This window comes from Sinorhizobium sp. 7-81 (genome assembly GCF_030124405.1).
Lineage (GTDB): Bacteria > Pseudomonadota > Alphaproteobacteria > Rhizobiales > Rhizobiaceae > Sinorhizobium > Sinorhizobium psoraleae.
Genome location: NZ_JASKLT010000002.1, coordinates 395,234 through 417,420 on the forward strand (window position 1 = coordinate 395,234; position 22,187 = coordinate 417,420).

The following is a 22,187-nucleotide window of genomic DNA, read 5'->3' on the forward strand; positions in this document are numbered from 1 at the left end:
TACGGCCAGCCTTTCATTGCCTAGAGTTCCCTGTAAAGTTCGGCAGCAGTCTCAAAAGTGAAGCGCAGGGGAACGGATCCTTCGATCTGCCACGCTTCGACGGTGCTGCCCTCCAGCAGGGCGCACGCGGCTTGCGTGTCGACGACCGCGCCGCCATAGAGGCGGTTTGCAAGATTCAGTATACCCGCTTGGTGCATCGCAAGACCGCCGCTGCCGCAGGCGTCCTTGACGAGCAGGACATGCAGGCCGAGACTGATCGCATCCTTGACCGTCGCGTCGACGCAGGCTTCGGTCCAGACACCGGCGATCACCAGCCATTGCACGCCTGCGTCGCGCAATTCGCCAATCAGTGGACTTTTCCCGAAGGCGCTTGCTTCGTTCTTCACAAGCAGTCGCTCCGACGCGCGCGGAGCGACTTCGGGACAGATCGCCGTCAGCGGGTCGTCCTTATCACTGAACGCAGAGCGCCCGTCCGGCCCGATTGGATGGAACGGGCGGACATGGTCGGCCAGATCGACGATGTAGGCGCAGTGGAAGACGGGAATGCCGTTGCGGCGCGCCGAATCCTGAAGGCGGGCGGCATTGCGAAGAACCGCGTCGTACCCCTCGACGAGATAACGCTCGTCGTGGCGATGCTCCTCCTGGAGATCGATGAAAAGAGCGGCAACCTTCTGACGCTCGATCCGTAACGGCTTCTTCATCAAATCTCCCCGCTCAGGAATTCATCCTCGTAGGGGAAGCGCGACAATAGTTCCGTGCCGGTTTCCGTGATGAGGATTTCGTCTTCGAGTTTCACGCCCTCGCGACCGCCCTTCTCGCCGATATAGCTCTCGACGGAAACGACCATTCCGGGCACGAGGTGCCCATCGCGACCATAGGTCTCGTAGTCCATCGCGTGGGCTATGAACGGCGTCTCGCCATGCATGCCGACGCCGTGCATCACCGACGTGTAACGCTGATCGACGAAGCGGTCGGGTATCTTCCAGGCCTTTTCGGCGATCTCGCGAAAGGCCATGCCCGGCTTGACGATATCGATATTGTGCTGAACCTGCTCGTAGGCCATCCGGTAGAGCGACTTCTGGTAAGGCGTCGGCTTGCCGGGACCGCAGCGGAAGGTGCGCGAGAAATCGGAGTAATAGCCGTAGCAGCCGATCGTGTCGGTATCGAGGGCAACGAGTTCCCCCGGCCTGATCTTCCGGCCGCTCGCCTCGTTGAACCAGGGATTGGTCCGCTGGCCGGAACTCAGCAGTCGGGTCTCGATGAACTCGCCGCCCTGCCGGATGACTTCGTGATACATGATCGCGAAGAGCTCGTTCTCGGAAACGCCCGGCTTGATCGCTTCACGCACGGCGGCCACTGCAGCTTCTGCGCCGGCCATGGAAACCTGAAGGCACTTGATCTCCTCGGGGGTCTTGACTGCCCGGACGGCGAGAATTTCGCCCTGACAGTCCTTTACCTCACAGCCGCGCTTTTCGAGCGCCACGGCTTGCAGATGGCTGCAACGGTCCATGCCGAGCTTCATCGATCCGCCGCCATGCTGCTTGAGCAAGTCGGTGATCTCGTCCGCGAACGGCCCGGCGGTCTCGTCGTCCTTGCCGGAGACGGAGGACCAGACAAGCTTGGAAGGGCGGGCCTCATCGACCGTGTCGAGGACCATCGAGACGTGATAGCTCTGCGGATATTCGAAGAGAACGATCGGGCCTTCGGCGGGAATGAAGAAATAGCGGGTGGAGTTGCGGAGGAAGTACCCGAACATGTTTCGGGAGCCGGTCGCATAGCGCTGGTTATAGGGATCGAAAAGGACCACCGCGCCGTAACCGGCCGCGCGCATCCAGTCGCGAAGCTTCTTCAAACGCCCCTTGCGCAAGGCGTCGGCGTCGATGAAGGACGGCTCCGTGTCCGAAAGCCACATGCCGCCGGCCGGATCGGCTGCCTCCGGATGGCGCATCCGGTCCTTGAAGTCCACATCGTCCACGCTGTCGGGGTCGAATACAACAATGCTCATGACATTCTCCTTTTCCAGCAGGATGGAGAAGAGTCGGAGCGCGCATTTGCGCGGATTCCGCAGTCTCTATGCTGGAATCCGCAGAGTTTCATTATTTCAGCCCCGCGACTGCGCGGGGCGCCTCGCCCGCCCGCGAGACGCGGCGGCGAACGCTGTGCGGCACGTATCCGAACTGCTGCTTGAAGGCGCGGGAGAAGTTTGCGGCATTTCCAAAGCCGCAGGCGACGGCGACTTCATTCACCTTGAGACTGGAATGCGTCAGCATGTCTGCGGCATGACCCAGCCTCAGATTGCGATAATAGGCGTTGGGCGATACGCCCACTTCGGCCTTGAAGGCGCGTTCGAGTTTGTCGGATGAGACGTTAAGCCGGCTGGCCAGATCCTCGATGCGCAATACGTCCTCGATAGCATCTTCCATCATCGCCACTGCGGAAAGGACGAGGTCGTCGACGATGCCGCTCCGGATACGCAATGTCAGCTTTCGCCGGTCCGCATCCGGGCGCAACGGGCTGTGCATGTACCAGCCGGCGACACCGTCGGCGAGTTCGGCGCCATAGTCCCGTCCGATCATGTCCAGCATCATGTCGAGGCTGCCGATGCCGCCGACGGAGGTGAAGCGGCGGCGGTCGATCACATAGAGATCCGAGCGCATGTCGAGATGCGGGAATGCTTCCTTGAAGGCAGGCTGGCTCGTCCAGTGCAGCGTGCAGGCGTGACCATCGAGCAATCCTTTGCGCGCGAGGAAGAAGGCCGCGTCCGCCACCGCGCCAAGCTGCGCACCGGAGCGGAGATTCTTGCGGATCCACGCCATCTCCTCATCCGCGACGAGGTGCTCCGCGTCCCCGCCGGAACACACGATGATCCTGTCGACCTCGGGTGCGTTGCGCACATGAAAGTCCGGCTCGATCCCTATGCCGTTCGACGCCTTGATCTTCTCGCCGGCGGCGACCGTGATCCAGGAATAACAGCGCCTGCCGGAAAGTGTGTTGGCTGCGCGCAGCGGCTCGATGATCGAACTGAAGGCCATCAGCGGAAAGTTTGGAAACATCAAAACTGCAAAGCGGATTTCCTGCGTATCCTTCATCGGCCCCCTCAAGGTTCGCCCGCCCCGATCTCCGCGCGCCGCTTGATCATGTAGGCATCGAGCTCTTCTCGGATTGCCGGGTCGAGTGCCGGCTCCTCGTATTCACGCAAGGCCTGCTGCCAGATGTCGGTCGCGCGCTCCAGCGCATCGCGCCCACCCGCCTCCTGCCAGCTGCCGTAGTTCTGCCAGTTGGACAGCATCGGCTGGTAGAAGGCCGTCTCGTACCGCGCCATCGTGTGTTCGGAACCGAAAAAGTGCCCGCCGGCGGGTACCGCCTTGATGGCTTCGAAACCGAGATCGTCCTCGGAGAAGGGCATGGGCGCGAGAAAGCCCATCATGTTCTGCAGGATCTCCACGTCGAGCACGAGCTTCTCATAGGACGCCGTCAATCCGCCTTCGAGCCATCCCGCAGCGTGATAGATGAGGTTGGCGCCGCCAAGCACCGCACCCCAGGTCGCCATCTCCGTCTCATAGGCGGCCTGGAGGTCGACGACGTTCGAGGCGTTGGCGTTCGATGTGCGATACGGAAGCTTGTATCGTCGCGCGAGCTGGCCCGCGATGACGTTCGCCTTGGCGTTCTCCGGCGTGCCGAAGGCTGGCGCGCCGGAGCGCATGTCCACGTTGGACGTGAACGCGCCGTACATGACCGGCGTCCCCGGATTGACCAGCTGCGCGAGCGTGACGCCGAACAACGCCTCGGCATTCTGCTGGCAGAGCGCCGCCGCCAGCGTCACCGGCGTCATGGCGCCCATGAGTGTGAAGGGCGTGATGGTCACCGGCTGCCCGTGCTCGGCCATGGCGATTAGTCCGTCAGCCATCGCATCGTCGAAAAGCCGCGGCGAGTTCACAGAGATGATGGTGATGACACCGGGGGATTGGCGCATCTCCTCGACGCTGATGCCGCGCGCGATTGCCATCATGTTGATGCCGTCGACGGCGCGCCCGCGGCCGATAGCGGTACAGTGGAAGCAGAGATCGCTGAGCGTGAGATTTGCGTTGTAGGTATCGAGGTGCCGCGAATTGGCCGGCAGCTCGATCGGTGCGCAGACCTGGTTTCCAAGAATATGGATCGCGTTGAAGTAATGGGCCAGCCGCGTGAAGTTCTGGTAATCGGCCAGATTACCCTGCCGTCGGCCGTTGATCCGGTCGTGCACGTTCGGCGGGCCCGCCACGAGACCGAAAGCCATCGTATTGCCGCCGACCGTCAGCCGCTTCGCCGGGTTGCGGCTGGTAAGCGTGAAGGAGGACGGTGCGGTGGCCAGTGCGGCATCGACAATGGATTCGTCGACTCGGACCGTCAGGTTCTCGCGGTCGACGATGGCGCCCGCCTTCTCGAACAGCGTCATCGCCTTCTCGCTCATGACGCGGATGCCGATTTCCGAGAGAATGCGTATCGAATTGCGATGAAGCGCCTCTATACGCTCCTCATCGACAAGCTTCATCGGGGTATAGGTATTGACGACCTCCTGCCATGGTAGCTGTGAGATGCCGCCGCCGCCCCGGGTTGCCCGCGATCGCCGTCCGCCGCCGCGTCTGTCACTCATCGAGAACTGCCTTTCATGCAATGCATCCACCCACCGGGGGCAATAAGATGCCCGGTCGTGGATACTTGCGCTTTTGTGTTCCGCCTCACTGAAACTATGGCCAATCATGCACCGGTCTTCACATGATAAGTTCGGCGGCAATGGCCAAAAAAAACCATGTCATGGCGCGCTTGCGACTTGCAAGTGCGGAAGCGGCCGGGCTAGCGTCGTGCAAAAAGGGAACTTCAGATGAAGCCGCCACCGCCATTGAACTACATCCGGTCCTTCGAGTGCTCCGCCCGGCATCTAAGCTTCACTGAGGCGGCCAACGAACTGGGCTATACGCAGGCCGCCATCAGCAATCACGTGCGCGCGCTCGAACAATATCTCGGGCGCCAGCTCTTTATCCGCTATCCGCGGAGCCTCAAGCTGACCGAGATGGGGGAGGCCTTTCTTCCCACCCTGCGTCAGGCACTCACCCAGATCGATTTCGCCACGGAAGCCGTCCTGGCTTCAGCGCGCAACAAAACTGTGGTCATCTCCTGCCCGACGAGCCTTGCCGAAAATTGGCTGGCAAAGTGCGTCGCCGGTTTCAGCAGGAAACATTCTGACGTCGAAATCCTTCTGCATGGCACGATCTGGGAGGATTCGACCGAGCAGATCGCCGATATCCTCATTTCGATCCGTCGCTTCGACAATATGCCGGCAAACGGCATGCAATTGTGGAACGACAGGCTCGTGCTTCTGTGCGCGCCGCAACTCGTCCACGGCCAGAATTCCATTAAGACGCCGGGGGACGTTCTGAGATCGAACTGGATCGCCGTGCACGGACGGCAGGAGTTCTGGCAGGACATGGCCGATGCGCTCGGCATCGACGCATCCGCAAACGACAAGCGGCTTTCCACGAACTCCACCAACATCGCGCTGGAGATGGCGGCGAGCGGCGCCGGCTGCATCGTGACCACCCAGTCGCTTGCGCGGACCTACATCGACCGTGGCCTGCTCGTCGAGCCGTTCCAGATCCGGACCAAGAGCGCGTGGAACTACTACCTCGCCGAGGGCCAGGCGTCAAAAGGCACGACTGTCGCCAAGGTGCGCGAGTGGATTGTCGCCGAGGCCCAGAAGGTGATCGGCTGACCGGCTAAAACACAGAAAGAGCCGACTTCAGACTAGCCGAACCCCATGCGGCAACAAGCGAAAATTGCGGGATCAATGACCCCGTTTTATTTGTCCATCTGACGCGGAAAGGGGCCGATTTCACGCTCTCGCCGCCTTTTGGAAGAAACCGCCCGCCCCTAAACTGAGGTCCGCCGGCACAGGCCCGCCGGCAGCAGACGTCATCAGTTCAAGGTTGGAATCTATGCGCTCCCACGCTCAAGCGGTCGTCATCGGCGGCGGTCTAATCGGTTGTTCCATTCTCTACCATCTCACCAAGCTCGGCTGGTCCGACGTCGTACTTTTGGAGCGCAGCGAACTGACGTCGGGTTCGACCTGGCATGCGGCGGCCAATATCCACGGCCTGCACGACTCCACCAATATCAGCCTGCTCCAGCACTATACCATGACGCTTTACAAGGAACTGGAAGTGGAGACCGGGCAAGGCTGCGGCGTCTTCCAGCCAGGCTCCCTCTATCTCGCGCAGACCGAGGCGCGCGAGCATCAGCTCAGGCTGCAGGAGGCCAAGGCGCGCCGATACAAGATGAACTTCTACGAGATCGGTCGTGACGAGGCGGAGCGCCTGCATCCGCTCGTCAATTTCGACGGCATCCGCTGCATCATGTACGAGCCCGAGGGCGGCAATGTCGACCCCTCCGGCGTCACGATGGCCTATGCCGCCGGCGCGCGCCAGCGGGGTGCGGAAATCCACCGTTTCACACCAGTGATCGGCACCGAGGCGCAACCGGACGGCAGCTGGATCGTGCGCACGCCCAAAGGCGACATCCGCACCCAATGGGTCGTCAACGCCGCCGGATTGTGGGGCCGGGAAGTCGCCGCCATGGCGGGGCTCGAACTTCCGCTGATCCCGACGGAACACCAGTATTTCGTGACCGAGACCATAGCCGAGATCGCCGCGCTCGACCGGCGGCTTCCCTCCGTCGCCGACCGCGACGGCGAATATTACCTGCGGCAGGAGGGGCTCGGCCTTTTGATCGGCGCCTATGAGCGCGACATGCGCTTCTGGGCAGAGGAAGGCACGCCGCTCGGCTTCGGCCACGAGCTCTTCCCGGACGATCTCGAACGCATCGAGGACAACATGATGCGCGCCATCGACCGCGTGCCGGTCGTCGGAACGGCGGGCATCAAGCGCGTGATCAACGGGCCGATGATCTGGTCGCCGGACAGTGCGGTCCTCTTCGGCCCCGTGCCGGAGCTGACGAACTACTTCTGCTGCAACGGCATCATCCCGGGCTTCTCGCAGTCGGGCGGCATGGGCAAACTTGCGGCGGAGTGGATGATAGAGGGTGAACCGTCGCTCGACATGTTCGGCTGGGACATGGCGCGCTTCGGCCACTGGGCGAACAAGGCCTTCACCAAGGCGCGCGTGCAGGACCAGTACAGCCACCGCTTCAAGATCCACTTCCCCAACGAGGAGCGGGCGGCCGGCCGACCCGTCCGCACCCGGCCGGCCTATGAGAAACAGAAGGCTATGGGCGCGGTCTTCGGCCTCAATTTCGGCTGGGAACACCCGCTCTGGTTCTCCGCCGATGGCGAGCCGAAGGAAGAGACGATCGGCTTTATCCGCCAGAACTGGTGGGCGCCCGTCGGCCGCGAGGCCCGCATGCTGCGCGAGAACGCCGGCATCATCGACATTTCCAACTTCGCCAAATATGCGGTGAAGGGGCCCGGCGCCGCCGAGTGGCTTGACGCGCTCTTCGCCAACCGCATGCCGACTGAGATCGGCCGCTCGTGCCTGACACCGCTCATCGGCAAGCGCGGCGGCATCGCGGGCGATTTCACCGTGACGAAGCTCGGCGAGCACGAGTTCATGATTTTCGGCTCCGGCATGGCGGAGCGCTACCACCAGCGGTTCTTCAAGGCGGTTCCACTGCCCGAAGGCACCACCTTCACGTCGATGACGGAGCGCCTCTGCGCCTTCAACATCGCCGGTCCGAAATCCCGCGAATTGCTCATGCGGCTGACGAACGAAGACCTTTCCAACGAGAGCTTCCCGTTCATGCGGTCGCGCAGGATGAGTGTCGCCGGCGTCGATGTCGTCGCGCTGCGCGTCTCCTTCACCGGCGATCTCGGCTGGGAGCTCTACTGCGACGCCGACCAGCAGGTCGCGCTCTACGACGCCTTACTCGAGGCCGGCAAGGATCTCGGCGCAGGCCCGGTCGGCTCACGCGCGCTCGCCTCGTTGCGCATAGAAAAGGGCTACGGCAGCTGGAGCCGCGAGTACTCGCCGGAATATTGGCCACAGGAAAGTGGTCTCGGCCGCTTGATCAAGATCGACAAGGGCGCCTTCCTGAACAGGGACGCCTATCAGAGGATTGCCGGGGAGCACCCGAGGCAGAAGCTCGCGATGGTATCAATCGACGCCAGGGATGCGGATGCCACCGGCGGCGAGCCGATCTTTCTTCATGACGGCACCCCGATCGGCCAGGTCTCGTCCGGCGCGTACGGCTATAGCGTCGGCATGTCGCTCGCCCTCTGCTACATCAAGGGCGACATGGCGAAGCCGGGGGACAAGGTCAGCGTCGCGATCCTCGGCCGTCCCCGTGACGCAATAATCCTGGAACGGCCGCCGTTCGACCCGGAAGGGGAAAGGCTGAGATCGTGACAGCCGTGCGGCGCGTCTGATCGGCAGATTAGGCGGTCGGAATCCTGCCGTACACTTCTTGCCGCTGGCGGCCGCCTGTTTCGCGCTGACATTTTGTCGAGGCGACGAGATCTGACGAGGAAGATTTCATCCCGCATAAGGATGCCTGGACGTGGCCAAGAGCCGCGTCCAGGCAGGTTTTTCCGATCAGACAAGGTCAAATCGATCGGCGTTCATGACCTTGTTCCAGGCGGCAACGAAGTCCTTCACGAACTTCTCCTTGGCGTCGGACTGGGCATAGACTTCCGCCAGGGCGCGAAGCTGCGAGTGTGAACCGAAGATCAGGTCGACGCGGGTACCGGTCCACTTGAGCTCGTTCGTCTTGCGGTCGCGCCCTTCGTAAACGCCTTCTTCGCCGGCAATTGGGGCCCACTGCGTGCGCATGTCGAGCAGGTTGACGAAGAAGTCGTTCGTCAGCACCTCGGGACGCGAAGTGAAGACGCCATGCTCAGGCTCGCCCGCCTTCAGCACACGCAGGCCGCCAACGAGAACGGTCATTTCCGGTGCGGTCAACGTGAGCAGCTGGGCGCGATCCACCAGAGCTTCTTCCGGCTTCATGAACTGCCGGCCGCCGAGATAGTTGCGGAAACCGTCGGCGCGCGGCTTGAGCGCGGCGAAGGAAGCGGCGTCGGTCTGTGCCTCCGAGGCATCCATGCGGCCCGGCGTGAACGGAACGGTGATGTCCACGCCGCCAAACTTTGCCGCCCTCTCGACGCCGGCGGCGCCAGCAAGCACGATCAGGTCGGCCAGCGAAATCTTCTTGCCGCCGGTCTGCGCGGCGTTGAAGTCCTTCTGGATGCCTTCAAGAGCGGAGAGCACCTTGGCCAGTTGCGCTGGCTGGTTGACTTCCCAATCCTTCTGCGGTTCGAGGCGGATGCGCGCACCATTGGCGCCGCCGCGCTTGTCGGAGCCGCGGAAGGTCGAAGCCGAAGCCCAGGCGGTCGACACCAGTTCCTGCACCGAGAGGCCGGACGCGAGAACTCTGGCCTTGAGGTCGGCGACGTCCTTCTCGTCTACCAGCTTGTGGTCGACGGCCGGGATCACATCCTGCCAGATCAGGTCTTCGGCTGGGACCTCCGGACCGAGATAGCGAACCTTCGGGCCCATGTCGCGGTGGGTCAACTTGAACCATGCGCGGGCGAAGGCATCGGCGAACTGGTCCGGGTTTTCGAGAAAGCGACGCGAGATCTTTTCGTAGACCGGATCGAAACGGAGCGACAGGTCGGTGGTAAGCATGGTGGGAAGATGCTTCTTCGACCCGTCAAAGGCGTCCGGGATGGAAGCATCGGCATTCTTCGCTTTCCATTGATGCGCGCCGGCCGGGCTCTTGGTCAGTTCCCACTCGCAGTTGAACAGGTTCTCGAAGAAGTAGCTGCTCCACCAGGTCGGCGTCTGCGACCAGGTCACTTCCGGGCCGCCCGTGATCGCGTCCTTGCCGATGCCCGTCCCGTACGTGCTCTTCCAGCCGAGGCCCTGGTCTTCAATCGCTGCGCCTTCGGGCTCTGCACCGATGAAGGACGGATCGCCGGCACCATGGGTCTTGCCGAAGGTGTGACCACCGGCGATCAGCGCCACGGTTTCCTCGTCGTTCATCGCCATGCGGGCGAAGGTTTCGCGAATGTCGCGTGCAGCGGCTACGGGATCGGGATTGCCGTTCGGACCTTCCGGGTTGACGTAGATAAGGCCCATCTGTACCGCGCCGAGCGGTTCTGCCAACTCGCGTTCGCCGCTATAGCGCTCATCGCCCAGCCACGTACCTTCCGGCCCCCAGAACAGCTCTTCGGGCTCCCACACATCGGCACGGCCGCCGGCGAAGCCGAAGGTCTTGAAGCCCATGGATTCGAGCGCGACATTGCCCGTGAGGATCATCAGGTCGGCCCAGGAGATCTTGTTGCCGTATTTCTGCTTGATCGGCCACAAGAGACGGCGGGCCTTGTCGAGGTTGGCGTTGTCCGGCCAGCTGTTCAGCGGCGCAAAACGCTGCTGCCCGGCGCCGGCGCCACCGCGGCCATCGGTGATGCGGTATGTGCCGGCGCTGTGCCAGGCCATGCGGATGAACAGGCCGCCGTAGTGACCGAAGTCGGCCGGCCACCAATCCTGCGAATCCGTCATCAACGCATGAAGATCTTGTTTCAGCGCGTCGAGATCGAGTTTCTTGAACTCCTCGGCGTAGTTGAACGCCTTGCCCATCGGATCGGCAAGACCAGATTGCTGGTGAAGAACCTGGACGTTCAGCTGGTTAGGCCACCAGTCGCGATTCGATCTGCCGCGGGCCGTATCTGCGACGGGACATTTGCTCGCGCTGTCAGTTTCCATGTCCATGATTTTCTCCTTGTTGCTTCATATGTCTGCCATTCAAAAGGGGGCATTGTCTGTCGGAGCCTTCGATCAGTGCGCCATTTCAGCGTGGCCCCTCCGGTTTGAGCCAGAGACACAGGTCGATGCGCATCCTCCACTGATACAGCTTCGTTATTTCGAAGCTTTGACACGACATGGTCGCTTCCGGCTCGCGGCTGACGCCTGTGCAATCTCTCAGCCAGCATCATCAATGCAAATCAAAGAACTCGAAGAAGAATTGGGCAACGACCTCTTTGAACGTAGCGCGCGTGAAGTGAGACTGACCGTGTTCGATCAAACGTTCGCGCTGCGCGTCCGCGACATCGTTCGTGCCGTGGATGAACTGGGAGAGTTCCAACGATTGCACCCTACCTGTTACCGGCCATCATAAACGATCTGAACAGAACGTTCGACGGTATTCAAATATAGGTGCATGAGACGCAAACGGCGAAGTTTCCCCGGCTCTCGCGTATGATAGGAATGATCCGGCGCAATTCGACGCCATTGGTCAAACAGCTCCTGCAGATTTCCGACGTGGTCCGCCGGTCGGTCTACGCCATGCGCGAACAGCACTTTTCGACAACCGGTGGCGACCGAACCGGAAAGGCGCCCGACTCGAACATCTAGGGAAGGAGTAGCAGGATGACCGTACGGCGCATCGTCGCGAATATCGCAGCAGACAGTGTCCCGGACGTTCGGAAGTTTTATTCCGATCTTTTCGGGCTTGATGTCGTCATGGATCTCGGGTGGATTGCCACGCTGGCGTCGCGCGAAACGACCTTTCCCCAGATCAGCATCCTCAGCGAGGGCGGCTCGGATGCGCCTGTGCCCGATCTGTCGATCGAAGTCGACAATGTGGATGAGGTGTACCGTCGCGCGAAAGAGATCGGATGCCAGGTCGTCCACGATCTGACCGACGAACCCTGGGGCGTAAGACGCTTCTTCATCGCCGACCCAACAGGCAAGCTGCTCAACGTGCTCTCGCATCTTCGTTAGAGCGTTTCCTCTCGGAGGATACGACCCCTTGCTGGTGATCTGGATGAGCGTTGCAGGGGTTCTTGCGGACGAGAGCTGCCGCTCGGTGACAGTGCTATTTGGAGTCGTCACCGCTCGTCGACGGGCGGGAGAGTTCGACCTGTAAGCTTCGCCTTGGCGCCGATCACATTGTGGTGGTCGGAAAGCCGCTAACCCGTCCTTGTCCAGGCCAGCTCCTCACTTTTCCCCAATCAGGCCCTTGATTTCCGCCAGCTTCTTCATGCAGCCCTGCTCATCATTGGCTTCGGCCATTTTGCGGGCTTCCGCTAACAGCTGGCTTGGCTTGTCGGCACTTTCGCCGGTCCGTGTCCCGGTTACCTGCTCCTGATGGGGGGAAACCGCTTCAGTCTGAGTACCGGTCGATCCTGTCGTTTCGGTTCCAACGCCCTGCTTCTGTTTACCGGGCATCACTTCTTCCTGGTGCTCCGTAACGGGCACGCCGGCCGTGCTGCCGCTTGCACCCGTTTCCGCGGCAACCATAGCTTGCTCGAGTTTCGCAAGTTCCTGAGTGCAGTTCGCAAATGCCGGCGCAGCCAACAGAAGGGGAAGGGCGGTAGCTGCTATGAGACGTATCAACATTTTTCTCTTCGCTCGCTGTTTAGGGACGCAATGCATCCGTTACACTGTGGAGCAAACTAAGCTCTGCGCGAAGAGTTCCCTGCAGACAGCTGAGTTTCTTTCAAATTCAGCCGCGAGCATTTTCCAACAGATTGCACGTCATATACTATGCGCGGGACAATGCCGTCTCGTGAAACCTTTGGCTGTTGAGCAGGATTTCTTTCACCATGCGGTTGCTCTTACGTCACCCGCAGTTGTGATCGTTCCTGTGGTGGTTCGAATCCGCATCCCCTGCCGTTCAGCATGGTCTCCGCTTTCCCGCCGGCCGTTCGTGGAGACCGGAGACCGCGGCTACGCGCCGCTGCGCGCGGACGCTCGATGGAGGACGAGGCGCGCAACATCCTGCACACGGCACACTGAAGCCGGCGCAAAGCCTCGCCGTTCCAAACAGTCGACCATCGGCCCGGTCGTTTCACCACGGCGCGGCAAAGGGCAGGCCTCAGCCGGCTCCGCTGCGAAACGGCGCTACGAGGTCTTCGTTCTCGCTGGCCGCGAACTGTTCGAGCGTCATATTGTCGAGGATCCCTGCGATGGCGTCGCGCACGACCACCATCGAGCGCCGCACGTGACAGCTTTCCGGATCGCGACAGTCATCGCAGGCCTCGAAGGCGGTGCGGCTGGCACAGCGGATCGGCGCAAGCGGGCCGTCGAGCGTGCGGATCACCTGGCCGACGCGGATCTCGGCCGCCGGGCGCGCGAGCGAATAGCCGCCGCCAGGGCCCTTCTTCGAGCGAAGGAACCCGGCGTTGCGGAGTTCCAGCATGATCGTGTCGAGGAATTTCTTCGGCAGATTGTTACGGACGGCGATATCGGTGATAAAGGCCGTTTCGCCCGGCTGAAGCTGGGCAAGGTCAACCATGGCCTTCAGCCCGTATTTTCCCTTTTTTGTCAGCATGAGACACAGCTTTCGAGAAAGACTTTTGCCAGTGGCCGCCCACCACACCGGGCGTCGCGCCGGCTCATACATTCATGGGGCATCTTAGATATATGTTAAATAGATCAACCCCATTCCGGCGGCAAGAAATCAATTCAGTTCACAGATAGATTTACTGTGAAGCTGTTGTCGATCGTGCCGTCGAAACGCGATCGCAGCTCGCCTTTGGAACAGCCAGCGGTCGCGGTCCTTCAAGATGAAAACGGGGCCGACGCTCTCACCCTACCCCCCAAGTCAAGATCACTTGACCCGGCTCGCCCCTTGCTCGCCAACAGCATCGAAGAACGGGAAAATCGCGTCGCCTGCGTGACGCGGCTTGCGGACAAGTACGCTCGTCACCCGTCCGGCGGCCGCGAACGCCCATCTGATGTTGCTCGGTACGATTTCGAAGCATTGCGCATGGCTTCGAGGGCGAGTCACGTCAATCGCGCGCCCGCGGGAACGAACCCTTTACCGGCGGTTGCGCGGCCTAGATCATTTCATTGTTTCATTGAACCAATGCAGTCTTTGAAACAATCCAATTCCAGGCGGAAAACCGTTACGCACTTTTCCTGGAATTGCTCTAAATGGAACCGTCGACGATGACGACGGGGCGGCCCAGAGAACATGCCTCGACGCGGGCTTCGACGCGATAGACGGATTTCAGCATCTCGGCCGTGATCACCTCGGGGGTTGGGCCGCTGGCGATCACCGATCCGTTGCTGATCACGATCGTATCGTCGCAATAGCGCAGCGCGTGGTTCAAGTCGTGCAAAGCGATCAGCACTGCCATCCCGGATTGCGCCGACAACCGCTTCATGAAGCCGAGCACCTCGATCTGGCGGAAGAGGTCGAGCGCCGACGTCGGCTCGTCCATCAACAGAACTTCCGGCTTGCGCACCAGCGCCTGCGCGATCGAGACGAGCTGGCGCTGACCGCCGGAAAGCTCGCCGAGACCGCGGAACGCCAGGTCGTCGATCCGGAGCGCCGCGAGCACCCGGTCGATTTCCGCAAGCTCTTCATCCTTGACCTTCCAGCCGGAGCCCTGCTTGGCCGAAAGCAGCACCGACTCGTAGACGGTCAGCACCGCATTCGCTCCGGTATCCTGCGGCATGTAACAGACCGCTTCCGGTCCCTTGGCGGTGTCGGAGAGCTGGACGAGGCCAGGGCCGGCTGCAAGCCCGGCGATGCGCTTGAAGAGCGTCGACTTTCCGGCGGCATTCGGACCGATGACGGCGGTCAGGCCGCCACCCCGCAACATGCCCGTACTGACGTCGGACAGCACCACGCGCCGGCCGTATGTCGCGCCAACCTTTTCCAGCGTCAGGGCTACCATGAACGTCTCCTGTTGGTGAAAATCAGCGCGAAAAAGAAGGGGACGCCGACCAGCGCCGTGATGATGCCGATCGGCAGCACCGCGCCGGGAATGAGCATCTTGCTGACGACGGACGTCACCGAGAGCAGAAGCGCGCCGCAAAGAACGGAAGCGGGCAGGAAGAAGCGCTGATCCTCGCCGACGAGCATCCGGGCGATATGCGGCCCCACGAGGCCAACGAAGCCGATGGTGCCGACGAACGAGACCGGGATAGCCGCAAGCAAACTGACCGTCAGCATCGTTTCGAGCCGCAGGCGGCGGACATTGATGCCGAAGCTCGCCGCCTTGTCATCGCCAAGTCTCAGCGCCGTGAGCGCCCAGGCGTGGCGCGCGAAAAGCGGCACGGCGACGAGGAGCACGGCGCCGGTGATCCATACCTTCGGCCAGGTCGCCTTCGTGAGGCTCCCCATGGTCCAGAACACGACGGCGGCGAGCGCCTGCTCGGACGCCAGATATTCAAGCAGCGACAGAGCCGCGTTGAAGGTGAAGACGAGGGCGATGCCGATGAGCACTATCGTCTCGACGGTCACGCCGCGCATGGTCGAGGCGAAGTGGATGAAGAGTGCCGCCACCATCGCCATCAGGAAGGCGTTGATCGGAACCATGTAGTGGACCGCGACGGGAAAGATCGCCACGCCGGCAACGAGGCCAAGTGCCGCGCCGAAGCCGGCGGCAGCGGAAATGCCGAGCGTGAAGGGGCTCGCCAGCGGATTGGCGAGGATCGTCTGCATCTGCGCGCCTGCGACCGAAAGCGACGCACCGACGGTGACCGCCATCAGCGCAATCGGCATGCGGATGTCCCAGATCACCACGCGAAGCTGGTCGCCGACCGTCTCCGGCCGGAACAAGGCCGCGAGCACATCGGTGAGCGGATAATTTGCTGGCCCCAGCGCCATGTCGACCGCCACCGACACGAAGAGCGCCGTGACGAGACCGGAGATCAGCAGCAACCGGCGCAGCACGAGGGCGCGGTAACGCCCGCGCCCTTCGACACCGGCGAATTCTCCCACCGCCGCAACCATTATTCACCCCCTTGCGGAAGCGAGACGAAATAACCCGGCCGATAGGCGACGGGCAGGAATTTCTCGTGGAACTCGCGGAACGTCCGGTCCGGATCGATGTCGGCAAAAAGCTCCGGGTGGAACCACTTGGCAAATTGCTGGATCGGCACGAACTCGTAGGGTGCACCGTAGAACTGGTGCCAGACAGCATGCACCCTGCCCTCTCTCACCGCCTTGAGCGTGGTAAAGCCCGGGCGCTGCATCAGGGCCGCCAGCCTTTCCCGGGCCGCCGCCGGATCGGCACCGCGGCCGACATTCACGAACTGATTGAGGTCGGACTCGGCCGCCCAGTTGCTGCCGGTGATAATCACATGGTCCGGATCGGCGACGACGAGTTGTTCAGGGTTGAGATCAACGAAGGTTATTGTGGCCACATCCGAGCCGATATTATGGCCGCCCGCCTTTTCCACCATCTCGCCGAAATTGGCAGGTCCGAACGTCCTGCAGCAGGCGGTTTCACCGGTGATCCCGGGCGAGCGTTCGATGAAGACCTTCGGGCGCGCGACCGCCGCGGCCGCCGCCAGGCGGTCGGTCACCAGCGCGATCTGGGCCTGACGCCAGGCGATGAACTCCTTGGCCCGCGCCTCTGCGCCAAAAAGCGCGCCGAGGATTTCGACGGATTTTACGCTGTTCTTCGCCGGATCGACGCGGAAGTCGAGAAAGACGACGGCGATACCGGCGGCGGCAGCCTTTTCGATGAAGCCGGATTCCTCGACCGCCTGCTGCGCCTCGAGGTTCAGCGTCAGCACATCCGGCTTCAGTGCGATCGCCGCTTCAAGGCTGAAATCGCCGCTCGGTATGTAACCGAACAGCGGCAGGTCCACGATCGCCGGAAAGCGTTCCCGATAGGCCGTGTAGGAATCCGGGTCCTTCTTGATCAGATCATCGCGCCAGCCGACGATTGTGTCGAAGACGTGTTCGCCCTTCAGTGCCGCCGCCACATGAATCTGCCGCGCCTCGCCAAGCAGCACCCGCTTGGCCGGGAGGTCGAGCTCGACCCGGCGACCGATGACATCGGTGATTTCCGCAGCCATGGCCGGTACAGCGATGAACACCGCCATTGCGACCAGCGCCGGGAAAAGTCTCTTGAACAGCGACATATGCAAACCTCTTGATGGGAGCGCCGGGGAGCCTCCCTTCTCTCCGGCGCCCGACCCCTTATTGACCGACATTCAGCGAGACGAAGTACCCGCCCTTGTAGGGAAGCGGCAGGAAGCGCGCGTGCAGTTCCTTGAACGTCGCCTCGGGATCGAGATCCTTGAAGAGGTCCGGATGCAGCCATTTGGCGATCTGCTGGACGGCGACGAACTGATAGGGATTGTTGTAGAACTGGTGCCAGATGGCGTGCACGTTGCCGTCCTTGACCGCCTTGACGCCAGTAAAGGCGGCACGCTTGGTCAGGTTGTCGAGCTTTCGGCGCGCTTCCGTCTCGTCGGCGCCATAGCCGACGCCGACCCAGTCCCCGCCGGGCACGTAACCCTGCCAGTTGCCACCGGTGATGATGATCTGATCCGGGTTTGCGGCGATGATCTGCTCCGGATTGACCGTACCGAACGTGCCCGGAATGATGTCCTTCGCCATGTTCACGCCACCGGCGAGCTCGACCATCTTGCCGAAATTCTCATTGCCGAAGGACATGCAGCAATCGTCGGAATAGCCGCCGGCGCGTTCGACGAAGACGAGCGGCTTTTTCGCGTCGGCCTTGGCGAGCACGTCGGTCACCTTGGCGATATTGTCGGCGCGGAACTTGATGAACTCCTCGGCCTTTTCCTCCTTGCCGATGAGCTTGCCCATGATGCGCATGCTCGGTTCGGTGTTCTCCATCGGCTTCTCACGGAAATCGACGTAGACGAGCGGAATGCCGACCTTGCCGAGCTTTTCGATGTAGCCGGCTTCCTCCGTCGCCGTCTTGGCGTCGACATTCATCAGGATGACATCCGGCCTCAGCGCTACGGCCTGCTCAATGTCGAAGGTTCCGTCCTTCATGCCGCCGAAAGCCGGCAGCTTGGCGATGTCCGGGTATTTGGCGAGATAGGCGGCATAGCTTTCGGGGTCGGCCTTCGCCAGATCGTCGCGCCAGCCGACGACGCGCTTGAAAGGCTCTTCCCTGTCGAGCGCGGCGAGGAAATAGATCTGGCGCCCTTCGCCGAGAATCACGTGCTTGACTGGCACTTCGACCTCGACGTCACGGCCCGTGACGTCTTTGACCGTGACCGTTTCAGCCCAGGCCGGGGCCGAAAAAAGGACGCAAAAACCCATGGCGGCGCTGGCCACCGTGTTGAAAAGCCTCATTGTTCTTCGCTCCGCTAAAAAATTGGGGCGATCTAATATTTCATGACTTTATCAGTCAACATATATCTTTTAGAACGCTTCCAAAGCGGGTGGGACGAGAGCGATATGAGCGACGTGGCAGAGCAGCGGAACTATAATCTTCGCGACGAAATCAAGGCCTATTGGTCGGAGCGCGCGGCAACCTTCGATCTTTCCCCCGGGCACGAGATTTTCTCCGAGGAGGAGCGCGCAGCATGGCACCGACTGATCCGGCGCCATCTCGGCGAGGGCGAAGGCCGCACGGCGCTGGACCTCGCGAGCGGCACGGGTGTCGTCTCGCACCTGCTCGACGATCTCGGCTTCCGGGTAACGGGCCTCGACTGGGCCGAACCGATGCTCGAGCGGGCGCGCAGCAAGGCTCGCGAGCGCCGGCGCAAGATTTCGTTCCGCTTGGGCGACGCCGAAAATACGATGGAGCCGGACGATCACTACGACGCGGTCGTTAACCGGCATCTCGTCTGGACGCTGGTCGACCCGGCCGCCGCCTTTGCGGAATGGATGCGGGTGCTGAAACCGGGCGGCAGGCTGCTGATCGTCGACGGCGACTTCGTCAACACGAATGCGCTGGAGCGGCTCTTCTCGAAGCTCGGCGCCTGGGGCCAGCGCGCCGGGCTTCTAAAGGCCGACACTCCGTCCGGATCGCGCGAAATGATGGAGACCCACAGGAGCATTCTCTCCCGCGTCCACTTTTCACGCGGCGCGCGCGCCGAAGAGGTGGCCGACCTTCTGCGCAAGACCGGATTCGTCGACATCGAGATCGATACCGATCTCAACGAAATTCATCGGACGCAGGCGAAGAACTGGAACGTCTTCAAGGCGCTCGCGCGCAAAAGCCAGCACCGCTACGCGATCCGGGCAAGCAAGCCGCCGAACTGAGACAGGGCCGGCGATCGCCAGCTTGCCTGATCGAGAAACGGCTCGGCTGCGATCCGGCGCGAGGACGAGACGGCTACCGCTCTTCAGCCTGCTCGGCCAGGCGCTTGAGGCCGGGGATGTCGCACAGGACGAGCTTCTGCCTGCCGCCCTGGACAAGGCCCCGCCCCTCCCAGGCGCTGAGTATCCGAGAGACGGTGTGCAGCGTCGTGCCGGTCATTTCGGCGATGTCCTGACGGGAGATCGGGAAGTCGATGCGGACACCGCTCTCTTCCCGTCGACCGGCCTTTTCGGCAAGCCGCAGCACCGCATGCGCGACGCGTCTTTCGACTTCCTCGGTCGACATTTCGCGGATTCGCGTATGCGCCTCGTCAAGCCGCTGGCCGATCGTGTGCATGGCGTTGACGGCGAGATGCGGGTTCATTTCGACGAAGACGTTCCAGAGCTCCGTCGGCCAGGCAAGCACCAGGCTCTCCGTTGCGGACGTTGCGGTACCCGGATAGTCATTGCGCTGAAGGGCGCGGGCAAAGCCGAAGAGGTCGCCCGGATTGACGACGCGAACGATGATCTGCTGCCCGTCCCGCGTGACCTGTGTCACCTTCAGGCGTCCATGCAGCAAGAGGTAGAAGAAATCAGCCGTCGCCCCCTGCTCGAACACCGCCTCGTTTTGCGGGACGCGCCGGACGGTCGCGTGCGCCAGCAGCTGATCGAGTTCCTGGTCGCTCATCTTCTGAAACAATGGGAGCGATTTAACGAGTGTTCGGTCGAGCGCGGCCACGTCGTTCCTTGTCTTCTGCCGTTCCGATATGGCGGCTGCTATACCATACCGGACCAGGGCAAGAAAGGACCGTCCCTTGCCATTTGCGGCCGCGCAGTCCCTGAACAGACGGCGTGGGCCACACGTGCGCTGTCATACCGCACGCCCGCGCCGCCGTTCGAAGGCATAGAGCAAACGGGCATACCAGCGATCGTCGCGCACGAGGCGGAAGCCGAGATTATCCGGCGGAACGCCTACGGCACAGCCGCCGCTCTTCGGCTCGCGTATGAAGAAGCTCATGGAAGCGCGGTGCTTGCCATCGACCACGTAGATACCGCAGGCCGGCTGTTCCTTCAGCACCTTGCCGCCATCGCCGATCGTCACTCGGCGATGGCAGGTCCTGGTCCATTCCCAGACATTGCCGCCGAGATCGGCCACGCCATATTCGTTCTCGCCGAAGGTACCGCGAGGCTGAGGCCGCGGATCGGGTGACTTCTGGCGGCCTGCCTCGCGCTCGTAATCGGCGAGCCAGCGCAGCGCCGGATTATCGCTTTCGGCATCGATCCCCAGTGCATCGTCGGAGAATTTGCTGCCGGCGGCGAAGGCCCATTGCTCGTCGGTCGGAAGCCGCCAGACCTCTCCTGTCTGCGCGGTAAGCCATTTGGCGTAGTTCTCTGCGTCCCTGTAGTTGACGCCCGTGACCGGAACGTCCTCACCGCCGTCCCCGGCCTCCGGTGCCTCGCAGGCGCCATCCTCGACGCAGCGGTAATATTCACCGCGGCTCACCTGGTACTTGGTGATCGCGAACGGCGCCCTGAGGGCGGCATCGACCAGAGGCGCATCGACGGCCAGACCCCGTTTCAGAAAGTGCCCTTCGGCGCGATAACGCATCTGTCTTGGCTCGATAACGACGGTCTCCGGCCCTTTGATCGCAAGGCCGGAGACCGGCCCCACCGGATCGAACAGGCCGAGTTTCGCCGACAGTGTGATGCCGAGCGCGACGAGCAGAGCTGCCGGCACAGTCAGCGAGAGCATCGACGGCGAGTTTTCCCGGTTCTTCTTGCTCATGGCTTCGTTTCCGGATGGGACATTTGTCGCGGCCGACGCGGGCGGATGCCCCGCGTCGGCAATTCGTAAGTATCAACTTACATCGACGCCGGCTTTGTCACCGATGTCATCAGATCGTCGTTCCACTCGCCGGTGACCTTGAAATGGCCGGCCGCACCAAGCTCGAATGCTTCGATCAGGTTATGGTTGACGTAGGCATAGATGCCCGGTTGCCGGAATGTGTAGAAGGCGGCGCCCGCCGTGCCACCGGGGATGAGCCATGTCTCCTGATCCAGCTCCGGCGGATTGCGGAACTTGCCGGTCGCCCAGACATAGTCACCATGGCCGCCGATCAGGTGTGGCCGCGTGTCGCGGTTGGCCTGCGAATGGATGATCAGCACCCGCTCACCGACTGCCGCTGTCAACGCCTTCTCGCCCGTGAGCGCGCCGACCGCGCCGTTGAAGACGACGTGGGTCGGGGTCAGCGTGCGCATGGCCTTGACCGTATCCTCGTAGGCTTCGCCGGGCGTCTCGTATTTCTTGTAATTGCCGGCTTCGTCACGCGGCACGTAGAAATCCTGCTCGCCGACATAATAGACGCGGTCATAGGTGAGCGGCTGGCCCTTTTCGTCCTTCAGGCCGTCGCGCGGCAGCACCATGATTGCGCCGTTCATGCCCGACGTGACGTGCCAGGGCACCATCCCCTCAGGCGCGCAATGATAGACGAACACGCCCGGCTTGGTCGCCTTGAAGCGAAGCGTCGTCTCCTCACCGGGATTGACCTGCGTCAGGCCGCCGCCGCCGAGCGCACCGGTCGCGGCGTGAAAGTCGATGTTGTGCAGGAGCGTGTTGGTGTCCGGGTTGATCAGCCTGAGTTCCACATAATCGCCCTCGTGCACAACCATCAGCGGTCCCGGCACCGAGCCGTTGAAGGTCATGGCGTGGATTTCGGTTCCGTCGCCGTCGATCACCAGCTTCTTTTCCTGAATGGTCATCGTGAATTCGACGATGCGGGGGCCGGTCTTGGCCACCTGGTCATGGGCATGGACGAACGGCGGCGCAACGAGGTCCACCTTCACGCGCGGCAAGGTCGAGATGTCGACCGGCGGCGTGGCCGCCGCGGCCGCGGGCGCCGCCTGCGCCGTCGCCGTCTGCAACAGTGGCGTCAAGGCGCCTGCGAAAGCCGCGCCGGCGAGAACCGTCCTGCGAGTCATCTGAAGCTGTTCACTCATCATCGCTCTCCTTGGGCGCAATCGCGACGCCGGGATTGGCTGTCGAAAGATCACGCCGATATTCAACGTGTTACGGTTGCCGTTGCCCTCTCGGCCGGCTCACCGTTGCTTTGACCGCTGCTTCTTCAGCGTTCGTATTTCAAGTAAAGCCAGGTCCCATTGGCATCTTTGTCTTG

18 protein-coding genes and 1 pseudogene are annotated in these 22,187 nt (G+C 62.1%); 5 read left to right on the forward strand and 14 right to left on the reverse strand.

Annotated elements, in window-relative coordinates; all coding sequences use genetic code 11:
* Positions 1 to 20 precede the first annotated feature (20 nt).
* From QN224_RS09100 to QN224_RS09115, 4 genes are all read right to left on the reverse strand, one after another.
* The gene (locus QN224_RS09100; RefSeq protein ID WP_283976391.1) at positions 21 to 701 is read right to left on the reverse strand and encodes an isochorismatase family protein; all 681 of its coding nucleotides are present in this window, start codon (positions 699 to 701) and stop codon (positions 21 to 23) included.
* A complete protein-coding gene (locus tag QN224_RS09105; protein ID WP_173511871.1) occupies positions 701 to 2,005 on the reverse strand; it encodes a Xaa-Pro peptidase family protein in 1,305 nt (434 codons plus the stop codon). The genes QN224_RS09100 and QN224_RS09105 overlap by 1 nt, the downstream gene beginning before the upstream one ends.
* A gap of 91 nt (positions 2,006 to 2,096) precedes the next feature.
* Positions 2,097 to 3,089 (reverse strand): GlxA family transcriptional regulator, encoded by a 993-nt coding sequence (locus tag QN224_RS09110; RefSeq protein WP_283976392.1) that lies wholly within the window; start codon positions 3,087 to 3,089, stop codon positions 2,097 to 2,099.
* Between the two features lie 8 nt (positions 3,090 to 3,097).
* Positions 3,098 to 4,633, reverse strand: coding sequence for a trimethylamine methyltransferase family protein (locus QN224_RS09115; protein ID WP_283976393.1), 1,536 nt, complete (start codon positions 4,631 to 4,633; stop codon positions 3,098 to 3,100).
* Between the two features lie 228 nt (positions 4,634 to 4,861).
* On the opposite strand from QN224_RS09115, the gene QN224_RS09120 reads away from it, so the two are divergent.
* Together QN224_RS09120 and QN224_RS09125 are read left to right on the forward strand one after the other, a co-directional pair.
* The gene (locus QN224_RS09120; RefSeq protein WP_283976394.1) at positions 4,862 to 5,749 is read left to right on the forward strand and encodes a LysR substrate-binding domain-containing protein; all 888 of its coding nucleotides are present in this window, start codon (positions 4,862 to 4,864) and stop codon (positions 5,747 to 5,749) included.
* A gap of 223 nt (positions 5,750 to 5,972) precedes the next feature.
* On the forward strand, positions 5,973 to 8,393 hold the full coding sequence (locus QN224_RS09125; protein WP_283976395.1) for an FAD-dependent oxidoreductase: 2,421 nt from the start codon (positions 5,973 to 5,975) through the stop codon (positions 8,391 to 8,393).
* A gap of 186 nt (positions 8,394 to 8,579) precedes the next feature.
* On the opposite strand, the gene katG is transcribed toward QN224_RS09125, so the two are convergent.
* Positions 8,580 to 10,754 carry a catalase/peroxidase HPI gene (gene katG, locus QN224_RS09130; protein ID WP_283976396.1) on the reverse strand — a complete coding sequence of 725 codons (2,175 nt, stop codon included), beginning with the start codon at positions 10,752 to 10,754 and terminating at the stop codon, positions 8,580 to 8,582.
* A 133-nt stretch (positions 10,755 to 10,887) separates the two neighbouring features.
* On the opposite strand from katG, the pseudogene QN224_RS33855 reads away from it, so the two are divergent.
* Positions 10,888 to 11,396, forward strand: a pseudogene (locus tag QN224_RS33855) (LysR family transcriptional regulator).
* Positions 11,397 to 11,411: 15 nt separating this feature from the next.
* On the forward strand, positions 11,412 to 11,765 hold the full coding sequence (locus QN224_RS09145; RefSeq protein WP_283976398.1) for a VOC family protein: 354 nt from the start codon (positions 11,412 to 11,414) through the stop codon (positions 11,763 to 11,765).
* A 216-nt stretch (positions 11,766 to 11,981) separates the two neighbouring features.
* Here the strand turns inward: QN224_RS09145 and QN224_RS09150 are convergent, their stop codons facing one another.
* The 6 genes from QN224_RS09150 to QN224_RS09175 all read right to left on the reverse strand — a co-directional run bounded on the left by QN224_RS09150 (position 11,982) and on the right by QN224_RS09175 (position 18,063).
* Positions 11,982 to 12,383, reverse strand: a complete 402-nt coding sequence (locus QN224_RS09150; RefSeq protein WP_283976399.1) for a hypothetical protein — start codon at positions 12,381 to 12,383, stop codon at positions 11,982 to 11,984.
* A gap of 478 nt (positions 12,384 to 12,861) precedes the next feature.
* Positions 12,862 to 13,317, reverse strand: coding sequence for an Rrf2 family transcriptional regulator (locus QN224_RS09155; protein ID WP_269286378.1), 456 nt, complete (start codon positions 13,315 to 13,317; stop codon positions 12,862 to 12,864).
* 601 nt (positions 13,318 to 13,918) lie between these two features.
* On the reverse strand, positions 13,919 to 14,671 hold the full coding sequence (locus tag QN224_RS09160; protein WP_283976400.1) for an ABC transporter ATP-binding protein: 753 nt from the start codon (positions 14,669 to 14,671) through the stop codon (positions 13,919 to 13,921).
* On the reverse strand, positions 14,665 to 15,732 hold the full coding sequence (locus QN224_RS09165; protein ID WP_283976401.1) for an iron ABC transporter permease: 1,068 nt from the start codon (positions 15,730 to 15,732) through the stop codon (positions 14,665 to 14,667). Before QN224_RS09165 ends, QN224_RS09160 begins: the two co-directional genes overlap by 7 nt.
* Positions 15,732 to 16,871, reverse strand: coding sequence for an ABC transporter substrate-binding protein (locus tag QN224_RS09170; protein ID WP_283976402.1), 1,140 nt, complete (start codon positions 16,869 to 16,871; stop codon positions 15,732 to 15,734). Before QN224_RS09170 ends, QN224_RS09165 begins: the two co-directional genes overlap by 1 nt.
* 58 nt (positions 16,872 to 16,929) lie before the next feature.
* Positions 16,930 to 18,063, reverse strand: coding sequence for an ABC transporter substrate-binding protein (locus tag QN224_RS09175; RefSeq protein WP_283976403.1), 1,134 nt, complete (start codon positions 18,061 to 18,063; stop codon positions 16,930 to 16,932).
* 105 nt (positions 18,064 to 18,168) lie between these two features.
* Between QN224_RS09175 and QN224_RS09180 the strand changes: the two genes are divergently transcribed.
* On the forward strand, positions 18,169 to 18,978 hold the full coding sequence (locus QN224_RS09180; RefSeq protein WP_283976404.1) for a class I SAM-dependent methyltransferase: 810 nt from the start codon (positions 18,169 to 18,171) through the stop codon (positions 18,976 to 18,978).
* A gap of 73 nt (positions 18,979 to 19,051) precedes the next feature.
* Here the strand turns inward: QN224_RS09180 and QN224_RS09185 are convergent, their stop codons facing one another.
* The 3 genes from QN224_RS09185 to nirK form a co-directional block, all read right to left on the reverse strand.
* Positions 19,052 to 19,753 (reverse strand): Crp/Fnr family transcriptional regulator, encoded by a 702-nt coding sequence (locus tag QN224_RS09185; protein ID WP_336621104.1) that lies wholly within the window; start codon positions 19,751 to 19,753, stop codon positions 19,052 to 19,054.
* Between the two features lie 132 nt (positions 19,754 to 19,885).
* Positions 19,886 to 20,800 (reverse strand): SUMF1/EgtB/PvdO family nonheme iron enzyme, encoded by a 915-nt coding sequence (locus tag QN224_RS09190; RefSeq protein ID WP_283976405.1) that lies wholly within the window; start codon positions 20,798 to 20,800, stop codon positions 19,886 to 19,888.
* 77 nt (positions 20,801 to 20,877) lie between these two features.
* Positions 20,878 to 22,011 (reverse strand): copper-containing nitrite reductase, encoded by a 1,134-nt coding sequence (gene nirK / locus QN224_RS09195; protein WP_269286368.1) that lies wholly within the window; start codon positions 22,009 to 22,011, stop codon positions 20,878 to 20,880.
* Between the last annotated feature and the right edge of the window lie 176 nt (positions 22,012 to 22,187).

Bases quoted from the DNA above. Each gene is read 5' to 3' on its own strand.
- QN224_RS09100 (WP_283976391.1), bottom strand. From the start codon at position 701: ATGAAGAAGCCGTTACGGATCGAGCGTCAGAAGGTTGCCGCTCTTTTC.
- QN224_RS09105 (WP_173511871.1), bottom strand. From the start codon at position 2,005: ATGAGCATTGTTGTATTCGACCCCGACAGCGTGGACGATGTGGACTTC.
- QN224_RS09110 (WP_283976392.1), bottom strand. From the start codon at position 3,089: ATGAAGGATACGCAGGAAATCCGCTTTGCAGTTTTGATGTTTCCAAAC.
- QN224_RS09115 (WP_283976393.1), bottom strand. From the start codon at position 4,633: ATGAGTGACAGACGCGGCGGCGGACGGCGATCGCGGGCAACCCGGGGC.
- QN224_RS09120 (WP_283976394.1), top strand. From the start codon at position 4,862: ATGAAGCCGCCACCGCCATTGAACTACATCCGGTCCTTCGAGTGCTCC.
- QN224_RS09125 (WP_283976395.1), top strand. From the start codon at position 5,973: ATGCGCTCCCACGCTCAAGCGGTCGTCATCGGCGGCGGTCTAATCGGT.
- katG (WP_283976396.1), bottom strand. From the start codon at position 10,754: ATGGACATGGAAACTGACAGCGCGAGCAAATGTCCCGTCGCAGATACG.
- QN224_RS09145 (WP_283976398.1), top strand. From the start codon at position 11,412: ATGACCGTACGGCGCATCGTCGCGAATATCGCAGCAGACAGTGTCCCG.
- QN224_RS09150 (WP_283976399.1), bottom strand. From the start codon at position 12,383: ATGTTGATACGTCTCATAGCAGCTACCGCCCTTCCCCTTCTGTTGGCT.
- QN224_RS09155 (WP_269286378.1), bottom strand. From the start codon at position 13,317: ATGCTGACAAAAAAGGGAAAATACGGGCTGAAGGCCATGGTTGACCTT.
- QN224_RS09160 (WP_283976400.1), bottom strand. From the start codon at position 14,671: ATGGTAGCCCTGACGCTGGAAAAGGTTGGCGCGACATACGGCCGGCGC.
- QN224_RS09165 (WP_283976401.1), bottom strand. From the start codon at position 15,732: ATGGTTGCGGCGGTGGGAGAATTCGCCGGTGTCGAAGGGCGCGGGCGT.
- QN224_RS09170 (WP_283976402.1), bottom strand. From the start codon at position 16,871: ATGTCGCTGTTCAAGAGACTTTTCCCGGCGCTGGTCGCAATGGCGGTG.
- QN224_RS09175 (WP_283976403.1), bottom strand. From the start codon at position 18,063: ATGAGGCTTTTCAACACGGTGGCCAGCGCCGCCATGGGTTTTTGCGTC.
- QN224_RS09180 (WP_283976404.1), top strand. From the start codon at position 18,169: ATGAGCGACGTGGCAGAGCAGCGGAACTATAATCTTCGCGACGAAATC.
- QN224_RS09190 (WP_283976405.1), bottom strand. From the start codon at position 20,800: ATGAGCAAGAAGAACCGGGAAAACTCGCCGTCGATGCTCTCGCTGACT.
- nirK (WP_269286368.1), bottom strand. From the start codon at position 22,011: ATGAGTGAACAGCTTCAGATGACTCGCAGGACGGTTCTCGCCGGCGCG.